20 protein-coding genes, 1 tRNA gene and 1 CRISPR repeat array are annotated in these 19,943 nt (G+C 59.3%); of the genes, 11 read left to right on the top strand and 10 right to left on the bottom strand.

The features are described from left to right. Positions 1-12 precede the first annotated feature (12 nt). The 3 genes from F8E02_RS06480 to F8E02_RS06470 all read left to right on the top strand — a co-directional run bounded on the left by F8E02_RS06480 (position 13) and on the right by F8E02_RS06470 (position 2,587). Positions 13-1,161 carry an ORC1-type DNA replication protein gene (locus F8E02_RS06480; protein WP_317064672.1) on the top strand — a complete coding sequence of 383 codons (1,149 nt, stop codon included), beginning with the start codon at positions 13-15 and terminating at the stop codon, positions 1,159-1,161. Between the two features lie 46 nt (positions 1,162-1,207). Further along, entirely contained in the window at positions 1,208-2,155 is a 948-nt protein-coding gene (gene mch, locus F8E02_RS06475) for a methenyltetrahydromethanopterin cyclohydrolase (RefSeq protein WP_317064671.1), read from the top strand. Positions 2,156-2,513: 358 nt separating this feature from the next. Further along, a tRNA-Val gene (locus F8E02_RS06470) sits at positions 2,514-2,587 on the top strand. A gap of 375 nt (positions 2,588-2,962) precedes the next feature. Here F8E02_RS06470 and F8E02_RS06465 read toward each other — a convergent pair. The 9 genes from F8E02_RS06465 to F8E02_RS06425 all read right to left on the bottom strand — a co-directional run bounded on the left by F8E02_RS06465 (position 2,963) and on the right by F8E02_RS06425 (position 6,703). Then, positions 2,963-3,382, bottom strand: coding sequence for a HEPN domain-containing protein (locus F8E02_RS06465; RefSeq protein WP_317064670.1), 420 nt, complete (start codon positions 3,380-3,382; stop codon positions 2,963-2,965). Further along, entirely contained in the window at positions 3,379-3,924 is a 546-nt protein-coding gene (locus F8E02_RS06460) for a nucleotidyltransferase domain-containing protein (RefSeq protein ID WP_317064669.1), read from the bottom strand. The genes F8E02_RS06465 and F8E02_RS06460 overlap by 4 nt, the downstream gene beginning before the upstream one ends. A gap of 365 nt (positions 3,925-4,289) precedes the next feature. Beyond that, the gene (locus F8E02_RS06455; protein ID WP_317064668.1) at positions 4,290-4,655 is read right to left on the bottom strand and encodes a HepT-like ribonuclease domain-containing protein; all 366 of its coding nucleotides are present in this window, start codon (positions 4,653-4,655) and stop codon (positions 4,290-4,292) included. After that, positions 4,652-4,969 carry a nucleotidyltransferase family protein gene (locus F8E02_RS06450; RefSeq protein ID WP_317064667.1) on the bottom strand — a complete coding sequence of 106 codons (318 nt, stop codon included), beginning with the start codon at positions 4,967-4,969 and terminating at the stop codon, positions 4,652-4,654. The genes F8E02_RS06455 and F8E02_RS06450 overlap by 4 nt, the downstream gene beginning before the upstream one ends. A 93-nt stretch (positions 4,970-5,062) precedes the next feature. After that, on the bottom strand, positions 5,063-5,224 hold the full coding sequence (locus F8E02_RS06445; RefSeq protein WP_317064666.1) for a hypothetical protein: 162 nt from the start codon (positions 5,222-5,224) through the stop codon (positions 5,063-5,065). Further along, a complete protein-coding gene (locus F8E02_RS06440) occupies positions 5,224-5,463 on the bottom strand; it encodes a hypothetical protein (protein ID WP_317064665.1) in 240 nt (79 codons plus the stop codon). The genes F8E02_RS06445 and F8E02_RS06440 overlap by 1 nt, the downstream gene beginning before the upstream one ends. Before the next feature lie 26 nt (positions 5,464-5,489). After that, positions 5,490-5,837: a HepT-like ribonuclease domain-containing protein gene (locus F8E02_RS06435; protein ID WP_317064664.1), complete on the bottom strand. Its 348-nt coding sequence runs from the start codon at positions 5,835-5,837 to the stop codon at positions 5,490-5,492. After that, on the bottom strand, positions 5,797-6,126 hold the full coding sequence (gene mntA / locus F8E02_RS06430) for a type VII toxin-antitoxin system MntA family adenylyltransferase antitoxin (RefSeq protein WP_317064663.1): 330 nt from the start codon (positions 6,124-6,126) through the stop codon (positions 5,797-5,799). Before mntA ends, F8E02_RS06435 begins: the two co-directional genes overlap by 41 nt. 274 nt (positions 6,127-6,400) lie before the next feature. Next, positions 6,401-6,703, bottom strand: a complete 303-nt coding sequence (locus tag F8E02_RS06425) for a nucleotidyltransferase family protein (protein WP_317064662.1) — start codon at positions 6,701-6,703, stop codon at positions 6,401-6,403. A gap of 79 nt (positions 6,704-6,782) precedes the next feature. Here F8E02_RS06425 and F8E02_RS06420 point away from each other — a divergent pair, with 79 nt between their 5' ends. From F8E02_RS06420 to cas2, 8 genes are all read left to right on the top strand, one after another. Further along, on the top strand, positions 6,783-7,193 hold the full coding sequence (locus tag F8E02_RS06420) for a Cdc6/Cdc18 family protein (RefSeq protein WP_317064661.1): 411 nt from the start codon (positions 6,783-6,785) through the stop codon (positions 7,191-7,193). Positions 7,194-7,287: 94 nt separating this feature from the next. Then, positions 7,288-9,480, top strand: coding sequence for a CRISPR-associated helicase Cas3' (gene cas3, locus F8E02_RS06415; RefSeq protein WP_317064660.1), 2,193 nt, complete (start codon positions 7,288-7,290; stop codon positions 9,478-9,480). After that, positions 9,473-10,153, top strand: a complete 681-nt coding sequence (gene cas5c / locus F8E02_RS06410) for a type I-C CRISPR-associated protein Cas5c (protein ID WP_317064659.1) — start codon at positions 9,473-9,475, stop codon at positions 10,151-10,153. Before cas3 ends, cas5c begins: the two co-directional genes overlap by 8 nt. After that, the gene (gene cas8c / locus F8E02_RS06405; protein ID WP_317064658.1) at positions 10,150-12,048 is read left to right on the top strand and encodes a type I-C CRISPR-associated protein Cas8c/Csd1; all 1,899 of its coding nucleotides are present in this window, start codon (positions 10,150-10,152) and stop codon (positions 12,046-12,048) included. Before cas5c ends, cas8c begins: the two co-directional genes overlap by 4 nt. A gap of 2 nt (positions 12,049-12,050) precedes the next feature. Continuing rightward, positions 12,051-12,902: a type I-C CRISPR-associated protein Cas7/Csd2 gene (gene cas7c, locus F8E02_RS06400; protein ID WP_317064657.1), complete on the top strand. Its 852-nt coding sequence runs from the start codon at positions 12,051-12,053 to the stop codon at positions 12,900-12,902. Next, positions 12,899-13,585, top strand: a complete 687-nt coding sequence (gene cas4, locus F8E02_RS06395; RefSeq protein WP_317064656.1) for a CRISPR-associated protein Cas4 — start codon at positions 12,899-12,901, stop codon at positions 13,583-13,585. Before cas7c ends, cas4 begins: the two co-directional genes overlap by 4 nt. Before the next feature lie 68 nt (positions 13,586-13,653). After that, the gene (cas1c, locus tag F8E02_RS06390) at positions 13,654-14,685 is read left to right on the top strand and encodes a type I-C CRISPR-associated endonuclease Cas1c (protein ID WP_317064655.1); all 1,032 of its coding nucleotides are present in this window, start codon (positions 13,654-13,656) and stop codon (positions 14,683-14,685) included. 11 nt (positions 14,686-14,696) lie between these two features. Further along, positions 14,697-14,987: a CRISPR-associated endonuclease Cas2 gene (gene cas2 / locus F8E02_RS06385; RefSeq protein ID WP_317064654.1), complete on the top strand. Its 291-nt coding sequence runs from the start codon at positions 14,697-14,699 to the stop codon at positions 14,985-14,987. Positions 14,988-15,279: 292 nt separating this feature from the next. Beyond that, a CRISPR array of direct repeats spans positions 15,280-17,900; the repeat unit is 32 nt; unit sequence GTCACACCCTTCACGGGTGTGTGGATTGAAAT. Between the two features lie 299 nt (positions 17,901-18,199). Here the strand turns inward: cas2 and F8E02_RS06380 are convergent. Further along, complete coding sequence (locus F8E02_RS06380) at positions 18,200-19,789, bottom strand: PGF-CTERM sorting domain-containing protein (protein ID WP_317064653.1); 1,590 nt, start codon at positions 19,787-19,789, stop codon at positions 18,200-18,202. Between the last annotated feature and the right edge of the window lie 154 nt (positions 19,790-19,943).

The raw sequence follows: 19,943 nt of genomic DNA, 5'->3' as shown, positions 1-19,943 counted from the left end.
GAGGAGTGTATAATGAAGAAGAACCTGCTCATGTGGGACGAGACGCTCTTTCGGGACCCTGAAGTCTTCGAGATCGATTACGTCCCCGAGCAGTTCAACCATCGTGACGCCCAGATCCAGGAGATTGCGTTCCAGGTCAAACCGGGCCTGCGAGGTGTCCGGCCCCTGAACACCATCTGCCGGGGCCTCCCGGGGACGGGAAAGACAACGAGCGTCAAGAAGATCTTCTCCGATATCGAGGAGACCACGAAGAAACTGGTCCCCGTCTACATCAACTGCCAGATCGACAACACCAAGTTCGCCATCTTCTCCCAGATCTACCGCCGGGTCACCGGGCACCTGCCCCCGGCCTCGGGCACGTCGTTCAAGCAGGTCTTCGACGCCATAGCCCGGGTCCTCCTGCGTGAGGAGCAGGTGCTTCTGGTGGCCCTCGACGATGCCAACTACCTCCTCTACGAGAACGAGATCAACCACGTCCTCTACCCGCTCCTCCGGTCGCACGAGGCCTATCCCGGCGTCCGGATAGGCGTGATCGCGATCGTGAGCGATATGTCCGTTCACCTGCAGAGCGAGGTGGACGCACGGGTGGCGTCGGTCTTCCGCCCCACGGAGATCTACTTCCCGCCCTACTCAAAGGAGGAGGTCCACGACATCCTCGAGGAGCGGGTGATGCAGGGCCTCTACCCGAACGTCGTCCGGTCCGAGATGCTCGACCTCGTGGTGGAGCAGACGATGAAGAACGGCGACCTCCGGGTAGGCATCGATCTCCTCAGGCGGGCGACGCTGAACGCCGAAAAGGCGGCACGCCGCTCGATCGAGCGGGAGGATATCTGCAGCGCTTACGAGATCTCCCGGTACCTGCACCTTGCGTTCTCGCTCCGGACGCTCAGGGGCGAGGAGAGGGGGGTTCTTGCCAGGATCGCGGAGATGTCGGGACGCGACGACCAGGAGATGAACGCCGGCGATGTCTACCGGTTCGTCAAGGAGGAGGTGAACGTCAGTTACACCAAATTCTACGAGATTATCGGGAAATTCGACGCGATGCGGCTCTTGAACCTGCATTACCGCCAGGGGAGAGGACGGACCAGGCTGATCAGCCTGCGTTACGATCCGGGGCGTGTCCTCGAGTACCTACGCGAGGAGCAGACATCTCTTTCATAATCCTTATCTGTTCTGGCACCGCTTGTATTCTGATGAGGTTTTCCACATGCTCAGCGTGAACGAACTGGCACTGGATATATTTGAGGAGCTCTTCGAATACGCAGAGGAGTTTCATGCTGTCCCGCACGAGCTCGACAACGGCGCACGCATCGTAGACTGCGGCGTCAGCACCACGGGCGGGTACCTGGCAGGAAGACGGTTCACCGAGATCTGCATGGGCGGGCTCGGCGAGGTCGATATCACGATGGGCCGGATCGGCGAGTTCCCAGTCCCGTTCATCGAGGTCAGCACCGACTTCCCGTCCATCGCGTGCCTCGGCGCCCAGAAAGCGGGCTGGACGATCAACGTCAACAAGTACTTCGCGATGGGCAGCGGCCCGGCACGGGCGCTCTCCCTGAAGCCCAAGCACACCTACGAGGTGATCGAGTACGAGGACGAGTTCGACTACGCCGTCATCTGCCTTGAGAGCGACCACCTCCCGAACGCCGCCGTGATGGAGAAGATCGCCGAGGCCTGCAACGTGGACGTCGCGAACACCTGCGCGGTCGTCGCCCCCACGGCCTCCCTCGTCGGCTCGATCCAGGTCGCCGGCCGCTGCGTCGAGACCGCGGTCTACAAGCTGAACGAGCTCGGCTTTGACACGAAGAAGATCACCGCCGGTATCGGCCACGCCCCGATCGCCCCCGTCAAGAAGGACGGGACGAAGGCGATGGGCAGCACCAACGACGCCACGATCTACCACGGCAGCATCATGTTGACGATGAACGCCCCCGAGATCAAGGACTACCTGGACAAGATCCCGAGCAACACGTCCAAGGGGTACGGAAAACCGTTCTACGATATCTTCAAGGAAGCCAACTTCGACTTCTACCAGATCGACACCTCGCTCTTCTCCCCTGCCGAGGTCGTCATCAACGAGCTCTCCGAGGGTAAGGTCTACCACGTGGGAGCCGTCAACCCCGAAGTGACGCTCAAGTCCTTCGGGTTCATCTGAACCCTTTTTTTTCAGGCCTGATACATACCCTCAACTTTCCAGGAGAGGCATCTCTATCGGGGCATCCGGCGAGCGGTTTCTTATTGGAACGCTGGGGGTCGCATTATACGGCATTCCATGGGACTGCGCACCTAGCGGTGCTCGAACGACGCTCCCGGAGGAGCATCCTCCTGCGCACCTAGCGGTGCTCGAACGACGCTCCCGGAGGAGCGCGAAGCGCGGACGGTGGGGGTTTTTGAGGAGAGGTTTACAAGCGCGAGCCATGAGGGCCGGGAGATGCCGCGCTCGACGGGACGGGAATCCCCGGCGAGGCAACACGTTTATCCGTCACGGTGCAAAATACTGTAAGGCACCCGCAGGGCTTGTGGTCTAGCTGGTCATGACGTCGCCCTTACACGGCGAAGATCGCCGGTTCGAATCCGGCCAGGCCCATCGCAGTGCGTCATTGCCTGAACAATGACGTTTAACCCGCATTTCTGGTTCTCCGCACGGTCATCTGTTGTTCGATTCGCAGTGTAAACGCCGGTCCGTGCGGTACCGTTCTCCTGCACGATGAGGAGCGCCCTCCGTCACGGTGGCATCGTAGTGGCCGATCGCCGGGCACCTCTCCAGGAGGCCGGAGTGGGGTGTCCCCCGGCTGGTGTAACTTGTGTCAATCCGATGCGGCCGCTCCCGCCGGGCAACCAATTGCGCAGACACCGTCTGCACAATTCACCCCCGGTTTGCTCTCAGCGGGTCTCACTCACTGCGTCTTCCTTATGAGAGCCCTCAAAATCGGTAGACAATGAAGTTGAGGCGAACCGCCCTCTACCCGAACCGCTGCCGGGCCAGAACGAGGGCCCGATGAGCCAGCCGGATGCAGAACGCTGCTTCCTCCTCACAGACAAGCGATCCGCTGTACTGGACGTTGTGCCTGGCAACCCGGAGTTTATCAAAGGCGTTCAGGAGATCAGCGAGCTCAGGCTCGTCACCAGAGATATGCCGTACCGCGGTGACGAGACAGGCATGGCTCCGCTCGACGTAGCCTGCAGCGTAGAGAAACGTCCGGACACTATGAAACGCACTGTTGTACGCAGCAAGGTGAGCCATCTCGCACTCTTCGATCGCCACGTTCTTCTCCGCCGCGCGAAGGAACCTCGCCGCGGATGCGAGAGAGCCGGGGACACGCTCCAACGCTCCGGGGTCGGGGCGGATGAGGCCGCGGTCGACGCACTCCCGCCACCTCATAGGCGAGCCCCCCTGACAAGCATGTGGTTTCGCAGGACGCTCGCGACAAACGGGTCGCCTTCCTCTTTCATCTGCTCCCACCGGTAGTAGGGGACAACCGTCAACTGCACCTCTCGATCGGTCTCCGCCTCAAGTGCCGGCACCCGGCCGTGATCGACCCGACTCTCGTCACCGATGATCAGGATGTCGATGTCGCTCTGCTCATCGAAGGTCCCCGCCGCAGTGCTCCCGTAGACCGCGACCGCGATGCTCTCCGGCGCGAGGTCCTCGATGCCGGCCCGGACAAGGAGGAGGGCCATGCAGGCCCGCTTTAACTCCCGGACAGCAAAGGAGTCGTTGTCGAGGGAGAGGAGCCGTGCGGTGCCGAGTCGCGTAATGGTGATCAACCCGTCGCGCTCGAAGGCATCGGCATACGCTTTGACGCTTCCCGGACTGACCCCAATCTCCCGGGCGAGTTTATTGATGTGGATCTCGCCCGTGGGGTGAGTGAGAAACCAGGCGAGGACCCGGAACCCGACAAACGTCTCGAACTCCCGGAGCATGCAGTATATTGAATGATCGTTCAATATATTAAACAAACGTGGAGCACGAACTCCCGGCCCGGGAGGACCAGAGGAGTTCCGGACATTAGGGGGGTGGGGGCGGTCGGAGAGACGAACCGCGGGCTCGAAGACGTCGGGATCTCTGAAAAGGGTCTGGTCGCTGCGGAGGAGAGGGGAATGTGTCATACGTCAGTCTGGAGAAGAGGGTGTTGTTAAACGCGGGCCGTGCGCGGGTTGAAAATGCACGGATAACCGGTGAGCCCACTTACCGGTCTCGCTGGGCCAGGACAGGGTGTGCACCGGAAGCACCGCACTCAACCATCCCGAATCGGTTGCGGACCGGGACCCCCTCGTCGCCGTCCGTGCTACCGGCGGTCGCCGCTCGCAGCCAGGTCATCACGGAGAGCCTGCATCGCAGACCTGAGCGGAGGGATATCATCCCGGATCGTCCTCCAGATGATTGTCCTGTTGATCCCGAAGTAGGCATGGATCAGTTTGTCGCGCATACCGGCCATTTCAGTCCAGGGGTACCCGGGGTAATTCTCCCTGACCGATCGAGGGATGCACTTCGCCGCCTCGCCGATCACTTCCAGCGCTCGCGTGACCGCGTAGACGGTCTTGTCGTCCCCGGAGAACTCCTCATACGACATGCCCCGGGTGAAGATCTCGATCTTCTCGACGGCATCAAGGATATCGTCCAGATAATCGAGCGTGCCGCGCGGGGCCGTCATGCGTAGATGACCTCATTCAGGATGCGGCGGCCGATGCGGGGTTTGAGCGCGCTCTTTTCGACCAGGTCCACAGGTTTGCCGAGGATCTCGGAGAGGTATCGCTCAAGCCTGAGAAACCCGAAGATCCCCGGCACCTCGGAGAACTCGACCAGGATGTCCACGTCGCTTTCCTCGCGCTCCTCGCCGCGCCGGCACGAGCCGAAGATGCCGATGGATCCGACATGATAGGTCTCCTCCAGGTATGCCTTCTTCCCCCGGAGAATGCCGATGATCCTCGCGCACTCCCCGCCGGCCTCGCGTGTGACGGTATCCATTCCTGATCGGGATATGCGCCGTTCTCTTTAGTATAGATATCTCCTGTACGCCGGTACAAAGGTTCGGTCAAAAAAGCGGGGGAAGAGTCCCCCTCACCCCGGTGCGGGGATCGCGTCCGCCCAGGTCTCGACGGCGTTCCGGATGGCGTCGTCCTGGTAGGACGAGATCCGGACGGTCTTCCGGGTGAAGGTGACGTAGGAGTCGCGACTGGCCCTCAGGGAGCGACGGACAATGCCCGGAGCTTGAGAAGCCATCAGGCTTCGAACAGGAGCAGGAGCACCGGCAGGTGCGACACGCCCGACGGGTCGTGGCACCTGAGCTGGGCATAGTAGGTCTCGTGGGCGAAGTTCCGCCCGGCCTCCCCGCCCATCGCGGTCGCGAGGGCCGCGTTATTCATCACCGCGGCGGCGTTCGCCTCGAAGGCGGCGATCGAGGGGGACTGCAGGGAGACGTTCCCGACCCGCTTGCCGGTATCCTCGTTGACGAAGTTCACCTTCGCGGTGTAGTGCTCGCATGGATCTAGCGTCCGGCCTCGCCAAGAACAGCCCTGATCCCCTGCTCGAGGAGCGGGAGATCATCGCGAAGGGTCAGGAAGACTGCTTCGTAATCCACGCCGAAGTAGTGGTGGACGATCTTATCCCGCATCCCGGCTGCCTCCCTCCAGGGAATCTCCGGGTGCTCAGCGCGTAACTCCGGCGATACCATCTTTGCCGCCTCGCCGAGAATGGTCAGCATGCGCTTGATCCCGGCACGCTCCAGCCGGCGGTTTCGGAGATCCTCCGCCGATCCGATACCTTCGGAGAACTCCTCGATGCTCGTTACGGCATCAAGGATGTGATGAAGGTATGCGAGGTCCTCCGGCGTCATAGATCACCACAGCGTCACGGTATATTGCATCGGCAAGGTAGGGGCTGACGGCGTTCTCGGTGACGAGGTCCACCTTCATGCCAAGAGCCCGGGTGAGTTCGTCCTCGATCCGGACAAGCGAAAAGAGGCTTTTTTTGCGGGCGAACCGGACCAGGATATCGATATCGCTCTCCGGGCCGGCAGATCCCCGCGAATACGAGCCGAAGATCGCGATCCACTCGGCATCGTTTCTGGTGAGTATCGCGACGATGGTCTCCCGCGCTGTCCCGGTCAATGTACGTCCTGCCATCTCACCCGACCGTATCTCTGCTGGGTAGTATGACGCTCACCCCGTATCAGTCTTTTGAAGTGCAGGAAGGTTCCCCGGCACGAATAGGCGAGCTGAAACGACAGAGTAAGCGTTCTCGGGCCCCGAACCACGGCAGAGGGGTGATCAGGCGGCCTCGTCATCGAGCATCTGCCTGACTGCAACCTGTAGTTCCGGGATCTTGTTCCGAACAGTGCCCCAGATCGGAGATCTGAGGCAGTTGCACTGAAAGTGCAACCGTCCCATACGATAGAGGTTATACTCCCGGGACATATCGAACACTCCGGAGGATGTGCGGCGCGAGAGCCGGCTTTATGGCATCGCGGTCGACGAGGTCGACTCTCCTCCCCAAGAGATCTTCGAGGAAAAATTTGAGGTCCATGTACGTGTCAAAGGAGCGGCCTCCTTCCTCGAACTCGATGAGGATATCGATATCGCTCTCTTCGCGCTCTTCGCCCCGGGCAAACGACCCGAAGACCCCGATCCGCCGGACGCCCAGGCTCCTGATCCGTTCGCGGTGTTCTGTCAGCGCACCGAGGATGCCATCGGCCGTAAGCATACCGTATCATACTCCTGTTGCCCCCCGTCAGGATAACGCTTTTCCCCCGGGGTTGCCGGTCGCGGGGTTGTAGCAGACGATGGAATCTGGCGACGTCCGGGTGGGGCTTGACCTGGTGAAGCGGGCGGTGCTGAACGCAGAGTGTGCCGTCCGCACCGAGGTTGTCGAGGAGGATGTCTGCACCATCCGGGCGTTCTCTGCAGACGAGCGGTTGCTGCTCCGGCGGATCGCGGAGTTGTCTCAGGAGGAGGCCGGGCCGCTGGTCTCCGGCACGATCTACACCGATGAGGAGGGGAAACCGAAGGTCAGCTATACGGCCTTCTTCAAGCGGCTGCAGAAACTCGACGCCCTGCGGCTGGTCGACCTGATCCGGGGGCAGGCCGGCGGGAGGACGAGCGAGGTCGTCCTGCGGTACGAGCCGGAGAAGGTGGTGCAGATCTGTGGGAAGCGGGGTGCCGCCGGGGGGGAGGGGGCCGGCATCTGCTCGTGATGCAGACGATCCAATCTTTTTTTGGCATAGGGGCGGCCAGGGGAGCGGACATGAATGACTAAATTTATCACCCCTATATTGAATTGTTAGATCGATGACCGACCCTATTTACTATGCTCACTCCACAGATGCCCCCGATAAACAGGACTGGCAACTGCTCAGCGTCCACCTCCAGAATGTTGCCGATATCGCATCGGATTTTGCCAACACATTCCATGCCGGCGATATCGCCTATGCCGGAGGTCTGCTGCACGATATCGGAAAGTACTCGGCCGACTTTCAACGGCGCCTGGAAGGAGCTCGTATCCGGGTCGACCACTCGACCGCCGGTGCACGAGAAGTAGGGGTGCTGTATCCAAAGCAGTTCAGCCGTATTCTCGAGTACATCATCACCGGGCATCACGGCGGCCTGTTGAACTACGGCAGCAGCGAGAGCGGGCTTGAGGAACGCCTGGGGAACAAGTTTCTGCCGGACTACTCGGCCTATCGGGATGAGATCCGGGCCCCAGACCTTGCTGGATTCCGCCCGGCTGTACGGCCGGTGCAGAAGAGAGCAGGGTTTACGATAGCCTTCTTCACGCGGATGCTCTATTCATGCCTCGTCGATGCGGACTCTCTTGATACGGAAGCATTTTCGGATCCTGCTACAGCCTCTGTTCGGGGGAGGTATGAATCGTTTGAAACCCTGTCCAGGAAATTCGACGAACATATGGCCACCCTCCTCTCCGGTGTCGAGGAGACCCCGATCAACAGGCAGAGGAGAGAGATCTACGAGCAGTGCAGAGAGATGGCTGCCCTCCCCCAGCAGATGTTTACCCTGACCGTCCCAACCGGCGGGGGGAAGACGCTCTCGTCGATGGCGTTTGCACTTGAGCACGTACAGCGTCACGGCTTGGAGAGAATCTTCTACGTCATCCCCTACACGAGCATTATCGAGCAGAATGCCGCGATATTCAGGAAGATCTTCGGGAGCCGGAACGTGCTGGAGCACCACAGCAACTTCGACCCCAATACCCTATCCGACGACGACATCGAATCTCTGGAACAGTTCCTTAAACTCTCAGCCGAGAACTGGGACATGCCGATCACCGTGACGACGAACGTCCAGTTTTTTGAATCGCTCTTCTCGAATAAGCGGTCGAGATGCCGGAAGATCCATAACCTCGCTCGAAGCGTGATCATACTCGACGAGGCCCAGATGCTACCGACGGACTACCTGAGGCCCTGTCTTCAGGCACTCTCGGAACTCGTTCGAAACTACGGTTCTACGGTTGTCATCTGCACGGCAACCCAGCCGAAACTCGGCGAACTTCTGGATGAATGCCTCAGGCCCATCGAGATCATGCGTTCGCCACGAGACCTCTACAAAATGTTCCAGCGGGTGAACGTGAACGATCTTGGACCGTTGAGCGATGAAGAACTCACTGCCAGGCTGCAGGGGCATCGCCAGGTGCTGTGTATCGTCAATACGAGAGCCCACGCGCAGCACCTGCACGATGCACTCTCAGAACATGGCAGGTGCTACCACCTGAGCGCCCGGATGTGCCCCGCTCACAGGAGAAAACAGCTTAAGGAGATTAAAGATCTGCTCAAGGAAGGTGCTGACTGCCGTGTCGTTTCGACGCAGCTGATCGAGGCCGGGGTGGATATCGATTTTCCCATCGTCTACCGGGCGACGGCCGGTATCGACTCCGTCGCCCAGGCCGCCGGGCGGTGCAACCGTGAGGGGAAGGCAGAACGGGGGGAGGTCTACGTCTTCCGATCGACCGAGAGATACGGCCAGGCCACCAGCTGGCAGCGGTTGACAGCGGAGGTCGGCAGGATGGTCATGGATACCTATGACGACCCACTCTCCCTTCCGGCCGTCGAGAGTTACTTCCAGAAACTCTACTCGTACAAGGGTGACGGGGGGCTTGACCAGGAAGAGATACTGCCGTCATTCGAGAGAGGAGCCGGGGACCTTGCATTCCCATTTGAGGATGTCGGCTGGAAGTTCAGCATCATTGAGCAGGGTACGAAGGACCTCGTCATTCCCTACGGCAAAGAGGGGAGAAGACTCGTCGACGAACTCCGGACCAGCGAATCACCGTGGAAGTACGCACGGCGCCTGCAGGGATATACGATCGCCATCTATCCCAACGAATTCAGGGAACTGGAACGCGCGGGTGAAATCGACCTTTTCGGCGATAGGTTCTACGTGCTGAACGATATAAGCAAATACTCCGAGGAAACCGGGCTGATAAATAGAAAGGGTAATGGTGGGGAGGGATCACTACTGATTGTTTAGGGAGGTGACGGCGATAGGGTATGGAATACGACTGAAAGTCTGGGGCGATTACGCCTGTTTCACCCGACCGGAGATGAAGACGGAGCGGGTGAGTTACGATGTGATGACCCCGTCGGCTGCACGGGGCATCCTCGAAGCGATTCACTGGAAGCCCGCCATCCGCTGGAAGATCGACAGAATTCATGTATTAAACCCGGTAAAGTTCGACAATATCCGCCGGAACGAGAGGGCGGGTAAGATCCCCGCGGGGAAAGTAAAGAGCGCACTCCGCGGAGGGGACGTTGCTCTTTTCCAGGATTCGAGCCAGGACGCCGTTCAACGGGCATCCCTGGTGCTCCGCGATGTCTGTTACGGCATCGAGGCGCACTTCGAGTTGACCGATCAGGCCGGTCCCGAGGATACCGTCGAGAAGCACTACAACATCGTGCTTCGCAGGATACGGAAAGGGCAGTGTTTCTCCCACCCCTACTTCGGCTGCCGCGAGTTCCCGGTCAGGTTCGAGCTCGTCGAGGAGGAGATGCCGGCCTCCTGCTACACGGGGGAGAAGGATCTCGGGTTCATGCTCTATGATATCGATTTCGCTGATGAGATGAAGGCCATCTTTTACCGGGCGGTTATGGTAGACGGTATCATCGACGTTCAGAGGTGCCTCGCCTTCGGGGGCGTCTCATGATCATCCAGTCCCTCTGCCGCTACTACGACATACTGGTGGAGGACGAGGACGTAACGATCTCCCGGCCGGGATACAGCAGCGGAAAGGTCTCGTTTGCGCTGGTCCTCAGCCCCGACGGTGAACTGTCTTACATCGCCGATCTCAGGAGCGACGACAAGAAACCCCGGCCTAAGAGTATGGATGTGCCCCTGCAGGAGGTTCGCTCGTCGGGTATAGCGCCCTACGTTCTGTGCGACAACGCGAAGTACGTCTTTGGCGTCGAGAAACTCAAGAGAGACAAGTTTGAGGAGAAGTTCCCAAACCCTTCCGGCAAGGATACATCTCCAGATTACACGATCCTCGCCGGGAATGAGAAAGAGGTCGTTTTAGTTCATCAACGGTCACGGGACTGTTTTGAGGCATTCAGAGAACGCCAGCATGCGATATTCGATGCCCTTGACGATCCCGGGATCCGGGCATTACTCACATTTCTGGACTCCTGGAGCCCTGAAAACTTCAGCAAGCACTCCAAGCTTGTGGAGTACATGGACGATCTTCTTGCCGGAGGAAATCTTGTCTTTGAGTGCGAAGGGGTCCTTCTGCACAGGAAACCATCTGTGCGGAAGACCTGGGAAAGGTATTCCTCAGACGGCCGTGGAGACCGGGATACGTTCACCGCCCAGTGCCTCGTGACCGGAGAAATGGATACAGTAGCGCGGATTCATCAGAACCTCAAGGGAGTGGCCGGCGCCCAGATGTCGGGTGCTTCGCTCGTCAGTTTCAACGACGACTCCTTCTGCTCTTACGGCAAAACGGGAAAACAGCAGGGTCTCAATGCACCTATCAGCGAATCGGCGATGTTCAAGTACACCACTGTCCTGAACTATCTCCTTGCCCGCCCGGACTACCGCATGCGCATCGCTGATACGACGGTTGTCTTCTGGGCGGAGACGAACGGAACCGCCTGCGAGGACCTTGCAAGCCTCTTCTTCGATCCCCGCGAGGAGACGGAGGAGGATAGCGATGCCGCGCCCTCCGATCCGGCGAGGGTACAGGACCTGCGGCGAATCGAACTGATCGGGGCTATCCTCGATAAGGTCAGGAAGGGCCAGAAGATCCACACCGAAGATATCGGGGCTGACCCAGAGGCAAATTTCTACATGCTCGGTCTCTCCCCCAATAACGCAAGACTTGCGGTGCGGTTCTGGCACGTTGACACCTTTGGCAACTTCATCGTGAGGGCCGCACGCCACCACCTGGACATGGAGATCGTCAGGGACGGCGGTCCGCGGTACGTATCGATGTACCGCCTGCTGAGAGAGACCGTTGCTCCGAGTTCAGATAACAAGGCCGCGTCCCCGCTCCTTGGCGGCCTCGTTATGCGGTCGATACTGAACGGCGGACCATACCCGGTCCAGATGTACAGCGCAATCCTCAACCGGACAAAGGTAGACCGGTCGATTAACCCTATCCGGGCGGGCTTTATCAAAGCCTACCTGCTACGGCTCGCGAGAGCCGGCCTGACAAATTTACAGGAGGATATGATTACCGTGAGTCTAAACGAAGAGAACCCGAGCGTGCCGTATCGCCTTGGAAGGCTGTTTGCAGTGCTTGAGAAGGCGCAGGCCGATACGAACAGAGAGATGAAGAGCACGATTAACAGCAAGTACTTCAGCAGCGCGTCGACGACCCCTGCCGTCGTCTTCCCGGTTCTGCTGAAACTTGCGCAGCACCACATAGCGAAGTCCGACTGGGGGTTCAGGACGACCCAGGCGATCGAAGAGACGTTGACGGGGGTTGACGAGTTCCCGGCATACCTGAGCCTTGAGGAGCAGGGGATGTTCATGCTCGGTTACTACCACCAGCGGAAGGCGAATTACAAGAAGAAAGAGGAAGTTGCAGGCGAGGTTGAGTGATCATGAGCGAACCTATCAAAAACCGGTATGAGTTTGTACTGCTGTTTGATGTTGAGAACGGGAACCCGAACGGCGACCCGGACATGGGGAACATGCCGCGGGTCGACCCGCAAACCGGGCATGGGATCGTCACTGACGTCTGTCTCAAGCGGAAGGTCAGGGATTACGTCGATCTCGTAAAGGCCGGCACGCCGGGCTACGGGATCTACGTCACATCAGGCGTGGTCTTAAACGACCAGCACAAGAAGGCGTATGACTATCTTGGCATCGAACCTTCCAGCAAAAAGCCAAAGGATAGCCAGTTGACCGCATTCATGTGCCAGAATTTCTTTGATATCCGGACGTTCGGGGCCGTAATGACCACGGAAGTGAACTGTGGACAGGTCAGGGGGCCGGTGCAGTTCAACTTCGCCCGCAGCATCGACCCGATCTTCCAGCAGGAGGTCACCATCACCCGCCAGGCGGTCGCGAACGAGCGGGACAGCGAGAAAGGCCAGACGATGGGTAAGAAGCAGATCGTTCCTTATGCGCTTTACCGCGCCGAGGGCTATGTCTCTGCTAACTTAGCTCAGAAGACAACAGGGTTTTCCGAGGGCGACCTGGAACTCTTCTGGGAGGGCCTCGTCAATATGTTCGAGCACGACCACTCGGCCTCACGGGGCAAGTTGTCCGCCCGGAAACTGATCGTCTTCAAGCACGACACGGCACTGGGGTGCTGCCAGTCCCATCTCCTGTTCGACAAGGTCAGGGTGGAACGCGTCTCCGGGGATATGCCCCCGCGATCATTCGGCGATTACCGGGTTGCCGTTGACAAAGATGTGCCCGCCGGGGTTGAGGTCATCGAAAAGTTATGAGGAATGTAAGGTATCCCGATGACGAACTGCTTGCGTTGTCGGGCATCCAGCACATCTGTTTTTGCCCGCGGCAGTGGGCACTCATCCATGTCGAGCGCCAGTGGGAGGAGAACCTCCGGACGGCGGAGGGCCACCTGATCCACCAGCGGGTAGATGACCCGTTCTTCACCGAGAGCCGCGGGGATATCGTCATCTCGCGGGCGTTTCCCCTCGTCTCGCATACACTCGGCCTCTACGGCGTGGCCGACGTGGTCGAGTACATCCGCTCCGGGGACGGCATATCCCTTCCGGGCCACGAAGGCCTCTGGACGATGAGACCGGTGGAGTACAAGCGAGGGAAACCGAAGACCGATGAGCGTGACGAGGTCCAGCTGTGCGCTCAGGCGATCTGCCTTGAGGAGATGTTCGGCGTTCGGGTTGGGCGGGGCGACTTCTACTACAACGAGATCCGGCGGAGAGTGCCGCTCTCGTTATCCGCCGAACTGAGAGAGCGGGTCCGCTCGTTGTCGGAGGAGATGCACGATCTATTCAAAAAGGGCGTAACGCCCCCTGCCGATGTCTCCCGGAAGTGCAATCTCTGTTCCCTTCAGAACATCTGCATGCCGAAGCTGACGAAGAAGACCCTCTCCGTCGGCAAATATGTGCGAAAACATGTGAAAGAGGCCTGCTCAAAGGACGTTTGAGCATTGAGGAGAGTATAGCGGCACGAATATCGCAGAAGGTCGATCTCTTTCGTCAGGAAACGCTGTACATGAGGAAACTACTGAACACGCTGTACGTGACCACGCCGGAATCCTACCTCACCCGCGAGGGGGAGAACGTCATCGTCAGGGTCGAGAACGAGGAGAGATTCCGCATCCCGATTCACAACCTTGAGGGGATCGTCTGTTTTGGGTATATGGGGGCGAGCCCCCACCTGATGCGGCTTTGTTCGGATAACAACGTCGGCCTGTCGTTTTTAACGCCGTCCGGAAAGTTCCTGGCACGGGTCAACGGGAGGGTACGCGGCAATGTTCTGCTGCGGCGGACTCAGTACCGGAGAGCGGATTGTTGCGACGCGTCACTGGAGATCGCAAAGTCCTTTATCATCGGCAAGATCGTGAACTGCCGGACGGTGCTTGGCCGTGGCGCCCGCGACCACGGCGCCGTCATCGATTGCGACAGGGTCCGAACAGTGGATGCCCTGCTGATCGAGAACCTCTTAAAGATAGAAGGGTGTGACTCTGCCGATACCCTTCGCGGGATTGAAGGGAACTGTGCAAAATTCTACTTCATCACGCTTGACGAGTTGATCCTCAAGCAGAAGGATGATTTCTACCTGATCGAGCGGAACCGGAGGCCGCCGCTGGACAACATGAACGCATTGCTCTCCTTCCTGTATACGCTCCTTGCTCACGATGTCGAGTCTGCCCTGGAGACAGTGGGGCTCGACCCTTACGTCGGGTTCTTTCATACCGACAGGCCTGGTCGGGCGAGCCTGGCGCTTGACATGATGGAAGAACTGCGGCCGTTTCTGGCCGACCGGCTTGCGCTGAACCTCGTGAATATGAAACAGGTCAGTGCTGGCGATTTCCTCAAAAAAGAGAACGGGGGTGTCATCCTGACCGAGAACGGACGCAAAGCGGTCATTGGAGCCTGGCAGAAGCGGAAGCAGGATACGATTACACACCCATACCTGAACGAGAAGATATCCATCGGGCTGCTTCCGTATGTTCAGGCAATGCTGATGGCTCGTTTCCTGCGGGGGGATATCGACGGCTATCCGCCATACTTTATGAACTGAGGTGTTTTCTGATGATGGTCCTGGTCACTTACGATGTCAACACGGAGACCCCTGAAGGGAAGAAGCGTCTCCGCAGAGTAGCGAAAGAGTGCGTAAACTACGGACAGCGGGTGCAGAACTCCGTCTTTGAGTGTCTCGTCGATCCTGCCCGGTTTGCAAAGCTTAAACATGATCTCTGTGATATAATCGACGAGGACAAGGACAGCCTCCGGTTCTACTATCTGGGGAAGAACTGGAAAAACAGGGTGGAGCACTTCGGTGCAAAAGAGGGATACGATCCGGAGGGATTATTAGTCGCATGACCCTGCGAACCCCCGGCGCACAGTGATTCCCCGGGAGGTTCGCGGGGAATTTTTGAAAGTCCTTTATTATCTTTACGAGTATGGCAACCCCGATATGCATAGTGAGTGTTCGCCCAGGAATGGGACCGACCTTTGTGGGAACATGCATGAATTAATTTGGTTCAGTTGAAATTGCACCAGACGCGTTCATTTCGGTGAAAACAACATTTATTTGCCATCTGGTTGAATACCGATAGATTCGGTTCAGCCTCCCGATCGTCGAAGGGTCTGGCGTGGTCCGGATCGTTTTGCGGTCACACCCTTCACGGGTGTGTGGATTGAAATCGGCACGCAAACGTCGTCGAATTCACCGCATCTCGTCACACCCTTCACGGGTGTGTGGATTGAAATCGCTGCGCGAACGCCCGCACCATGAACGCGGCAGTCACACCCTTCACGGGTGTGTGGATTGAAATCTCACTCACGATCTGCCGGTAGTCGGGGATGCCCTGTCACACCCTTCACGGGTGTGTGGATTGAAATACTCCATCTGGTCCCACCCGGGCAAGGGCCTCCCGTCACACCCTTCACGGGTGTGTGGATTGAAATACGGTGCCTCCGTTGGCGAGCGTCACGGCTCCGAGCGTCACACCCTTCACGGGTGTGTGGATTGAAATTTCACCGCGCTCGCCTCCGGAGGCTGGCTCCGATGTCACACCCTTCACGGGTGTGTGGATTGAAATATCGAGGCCCGGACCCAGGAGACCGCCGATCGCGTCACACCCTTCACGGGTGTGTGGATTGAAATGCTCTGGAGGTCTCCCTTTGCCTTGTGGGGCATCGTGTCACACCCTTCACGGGTGTGTGGATTGAAATCTCGCTTACGATCTGGTGATAGTCGGGGATGCCCGTCACACCCTTCACGGGTGTGTGGATTGAAATCTTGACTTCGCGGGCGACGACGATCCCCCGCGGCCGTCACACCCTTCACGGGTGTGTGGATTGAAATCTCGATAACACAATACGCGCCCCGGGTGCCGTCGTCACACCCTTCACGGGTGTGTGGATTGAAATAACGTGCTTGCCTTCGTGTAGGGCGTCGCGCCCTGTCACACCCTTCACGGGTGTGTGGATTGAAATTGAAATTCTTTCAGAAAGAGGAGGAACGCACCTGTCACACCCTTCACGGGTGTGTGGATTGAAATTGCCAGATGTCCGCCATGCGGCTGATGGTCTCGAAGGTCACACCCTTCACGGGTGTGTGGATTGAAATCCGCAGTGATTCGTTAATAATGACATTCGCCGAACGTCACACCCTTCACGGGTGTGTGGATTGAAATGTCATCGGCAGCCCGGACGAGGCCCTGGCGCTCGAGAGTCACACCCTTCACGGGTGTGTGGATTGAAATTAACATAACTTTACACACTCCTTGCCGAGGTATGTCACACCCTTCACGGGTGTGTGGATTGAAATTGATATCTACGTAGCTGCTCTTCACGCCGAGCGGTCACACCCTTCACGGGTGTGTGGATTGAAATCAGGTGGACAGGAGGTGTAAGCACGGACATGGCAGTCACACCCTTCACGGGTGTGTGGATTGAAATCGACTCCTCCAGCAGCGGGCGGCGCGGAATATGCGTCACACCCTTCACGGGTGTGTGGATTGAAATTGCAATGGCGCCGCCGCGGCCGGGCACGGTCACGGTCACACCCTTCACGGGTGTGTGGATTGAAATTCCTGATACTGCTGGCGCGTCCTCTCGGCCGCTTGTCACACCCTTCACGGGTGTGTGGATTGAAATACGCGCAGGGCCTTGACGACCGCCGCGAGGGCGACCGGTCACACCCTTCACGGGTGTGTGGATTGAAATACGGAGGCGAACCTCAACAACATCCGGTGCGGCGTCACACCCTTCACGGGTGTGTGGATTGAAATTTGTATATCGCCTATTGTCTGTTCGGTTAACACGTCACACCCTTCACGGGTGTGTGGATTGAAATTTCAGCGGAGGGATGGGGATGGGGCTCTTAGCTGTCACACCCTTCACGGGTGTGTGGATTGAAATCAGGCGTTTCAGGCGGGGGTCGTTGCCGGCTACGGTCACACCCTTCACGGGTGTGTGGATTGAAATACTGATCGCGGCGTTCATGTCCTCAATAGGCACGTCACACCCTTCACGGGTGTGTGGATTGAAATCCAAGGCGCACGTAGTCGAGTAATCTGCAAGGACGTCACACCCTTCACGGGTGTGTGGATTGAAATCCGTCCGCCCCGACCGGGACCACCTCGGCGCTCCCGTCACACCCTTCACGGGTGTGTGGATTGAAATGCGCCTGCCTTCCCCCGGTGGCCCCGGTGGGCCTGGTCACACCCTTCACGGGTGTGTGGATTGAAATGAGAGGGCGTCGGTGATTGTGACCCACTTTTCGAGTCACACCCTTCACGGGTGTGTGGATTGAAATTCCTCCGCCGGGCTGGGGAGTCTGCTCGCGGCGCTCAAGTCACACCCTTCACGGGTGTGTGGATTGAAATAAGGAGCAGCAGATCCTCTACGGAGACCACGCGGTCACACCCTTCACGGGTGTGTGGATTGAAATTATCTCCTCGATGACCTCACACCCGGCGCATACTAGTCACACCCTTCACGGGTGTGTGGATTGAAATTCGATCGCCCTGCAGGGTCACTACCCCGACGTCGTCGTCACACCCTTCACGGGTGTGTGGATTGAAATGCCTCTCTGGCTGACGACATCCGGGGGCCGGCGCGTCACACCCTTCACGGGTGTGTGGATTGAAATCGTATTGCTCGCTCTATGACGAGGGCCGGAAGCGGAGTCACACCCTTCACGGGTGTGTGGATTGAAATCACGAGCGTCCTGGTCCTCGACCCCGCGACGACAGTCACACCCTTCACGAGTGTGTGGATTGAAATATCAAAAGAGCCCGATTGACTGATCATGCAGCATCTTGAGATTGGTGCCGAGGTTCGGAGCCTGCTCCGCACCAGGGGCTTTACGTGGGATGACGCCAACCAGGATCATGAGTAGGAAGCCAATTACGTCAGAAGCAGCCCGGCAAGTGCATGAGGATGCTCGATAGGCCCTTTCAGAGACCTGATACACTACGGAGCCGCCCAAAAGCCCCCCATAGTTCTCCGTCCAGCTCATCCAGCGTTGCTCCGGATACTCCCGGCCCCCTTCCCGGAAAGACAAAAAGAAGGGCCCCACCCCCTCACCCCCGCCGGACCCCGGCCGCCACCAGAAGCCCCGCGAGCGCCAGGACAACCCCGAACCCCGGCGCCTCCGCCGGCGCCCTCGTCGATGCAGGCGCCGCCACCGCAGCAACCCCCGCCGTGGGCGGAGGAATCTCCGGCGACGGTGCCGTCATCTCGAGTTCGATCGTCCCGTTCGTCCTCTCCACGAAGGCCCCGGTCGTGTTGTAGGCGCTCACCGCGAGCAGCCATCTCCCCACGGGCATCGCCGCGGTCTCCGTAAACGCATGCCCGAACTCGTAGTTGGCATACCCGAGATACCCGCCGTCGAACTCGCGCACCAGGCAGCCGGTGAACGTGAACGCCCCAAGCGTCTCGTTCTCGTAGACGTAGGTGGCGATCCGGTCGTCGGGGATGTAGCGGCAGGCGCTCCCGGCGCCCGTCAGCGTCGTTGCAATCGGCCGCGTCACCCCGTAGAAGGTCAGGTTCTCCCCCTGCACGACCGTCACCTGCATCGGCGTCGTATCGACGGTCTTCCGGGTATCGTTTATCACCGTATTGAAGTAGTTCTCCCGCACCGGCCCGTCCGTGATCTCCGCACGGGTGTAGACGACCCGGGTCCCGGCAGGGTAGACCGCCGGCCTCCCCGTCGCCGACGCGGCCGTGCCGGTCGCCCGGTCGGTCCACGCCATCGAGGGCTCGCCGATATCGTAGTGCGTGAACGTCATACCACCGGAGTCCTCAAGGCCGTTCTTGAGGATTGCGGCAAGTTCGACCTGGAGGGTCGCGGAGGTGTTGCCGATGTTGTAGACGAGGCAGTCGTTCTCTGCGGCGGCGACGGTATCGATCGTCGTCCCCGCGAGATCGTTTGCCACCTCGACGGCGTTGTTCGCCTGCCACCGGTCCGGGATCTCGTACCCGGCCTCGCCGAGCCGGAAGTATCCCGGGAACCAGTTGAGGTATACACGCAGCGGGGGTGCCTTCTCCTCCGCCCAGCCGATCACGTTCTGCTTATTCGCATCGGGGCGGAACGAGCCAAGCGACGCATGGGTCGTGCCGAAGACGATCTCCTTCTCCGCCCTCTCGCCGGCCAGATCCCCGTCCAGCCCCTCGACGACCAGCGTGTAGGCTCCGGCGGTCAGGTCCCGCGTGATCGGCGCGAGCGTCCCGCCGCTGATATCGGTGTAGCTCCCCATCTCCCGGGTCGCGCCGCCCTGCACCAGGGCGAGGTAGTAGGTATCGGTCACCAGCACCTTGTTGCTGCCGTTCGTAACTCCCCCGGGCTCCGTGACGGCGTCGGGAGCGAGGATGTCTCCCCAGCTACTCGGAACAAGGCTCATATCCACCGAGGTCTCCGGCGTAACGCCGCTCTCGTTGACGCAGCTCATCACCGTCCGGACAACCGCGCCGCTCTCGTCTTTGAGGACGACGCGGATGTTGCCGGGGTGCGCCAGGGGCTCCGGAAAGACCCCGTAGACATAGAAGTCCCGCATCTCGGCGAAAGCGGTCTCGTTCTCCGAAGGCTCCGTAATGGCAAGGTTTCCGGCGGCCACGGCAGGCACGCTCAGGATTACGCAGAAGAGGAAGATACCAATGCGCAGGAAGTTCATCACACTCACAGAAGAGTGAGGATCGGATCGAATATCTAAATGTGCCGGATTCAACCCGGGGCCGGGGCGGCGAATGTCCGGAATGTGTCCGGAATCCGCGGCCGGACAGGGGATCCGCGGCCGCTGCACCGGATCAGGCCCGGCCGCACGAACC

The sequence above is a fragment of the Methanoculleus caldifontis genome (assembly GCF_032842345.1).
GTDB lineage: Archaea > Halobacteriota > Methanomicrobia > Methanomicrobiales > Methanoculleaceae > Methanoculleus > Methanoculleus caldifontis.
This window is presented reverse-complemented; position numbering and strand designations above follow the sequence as displayed.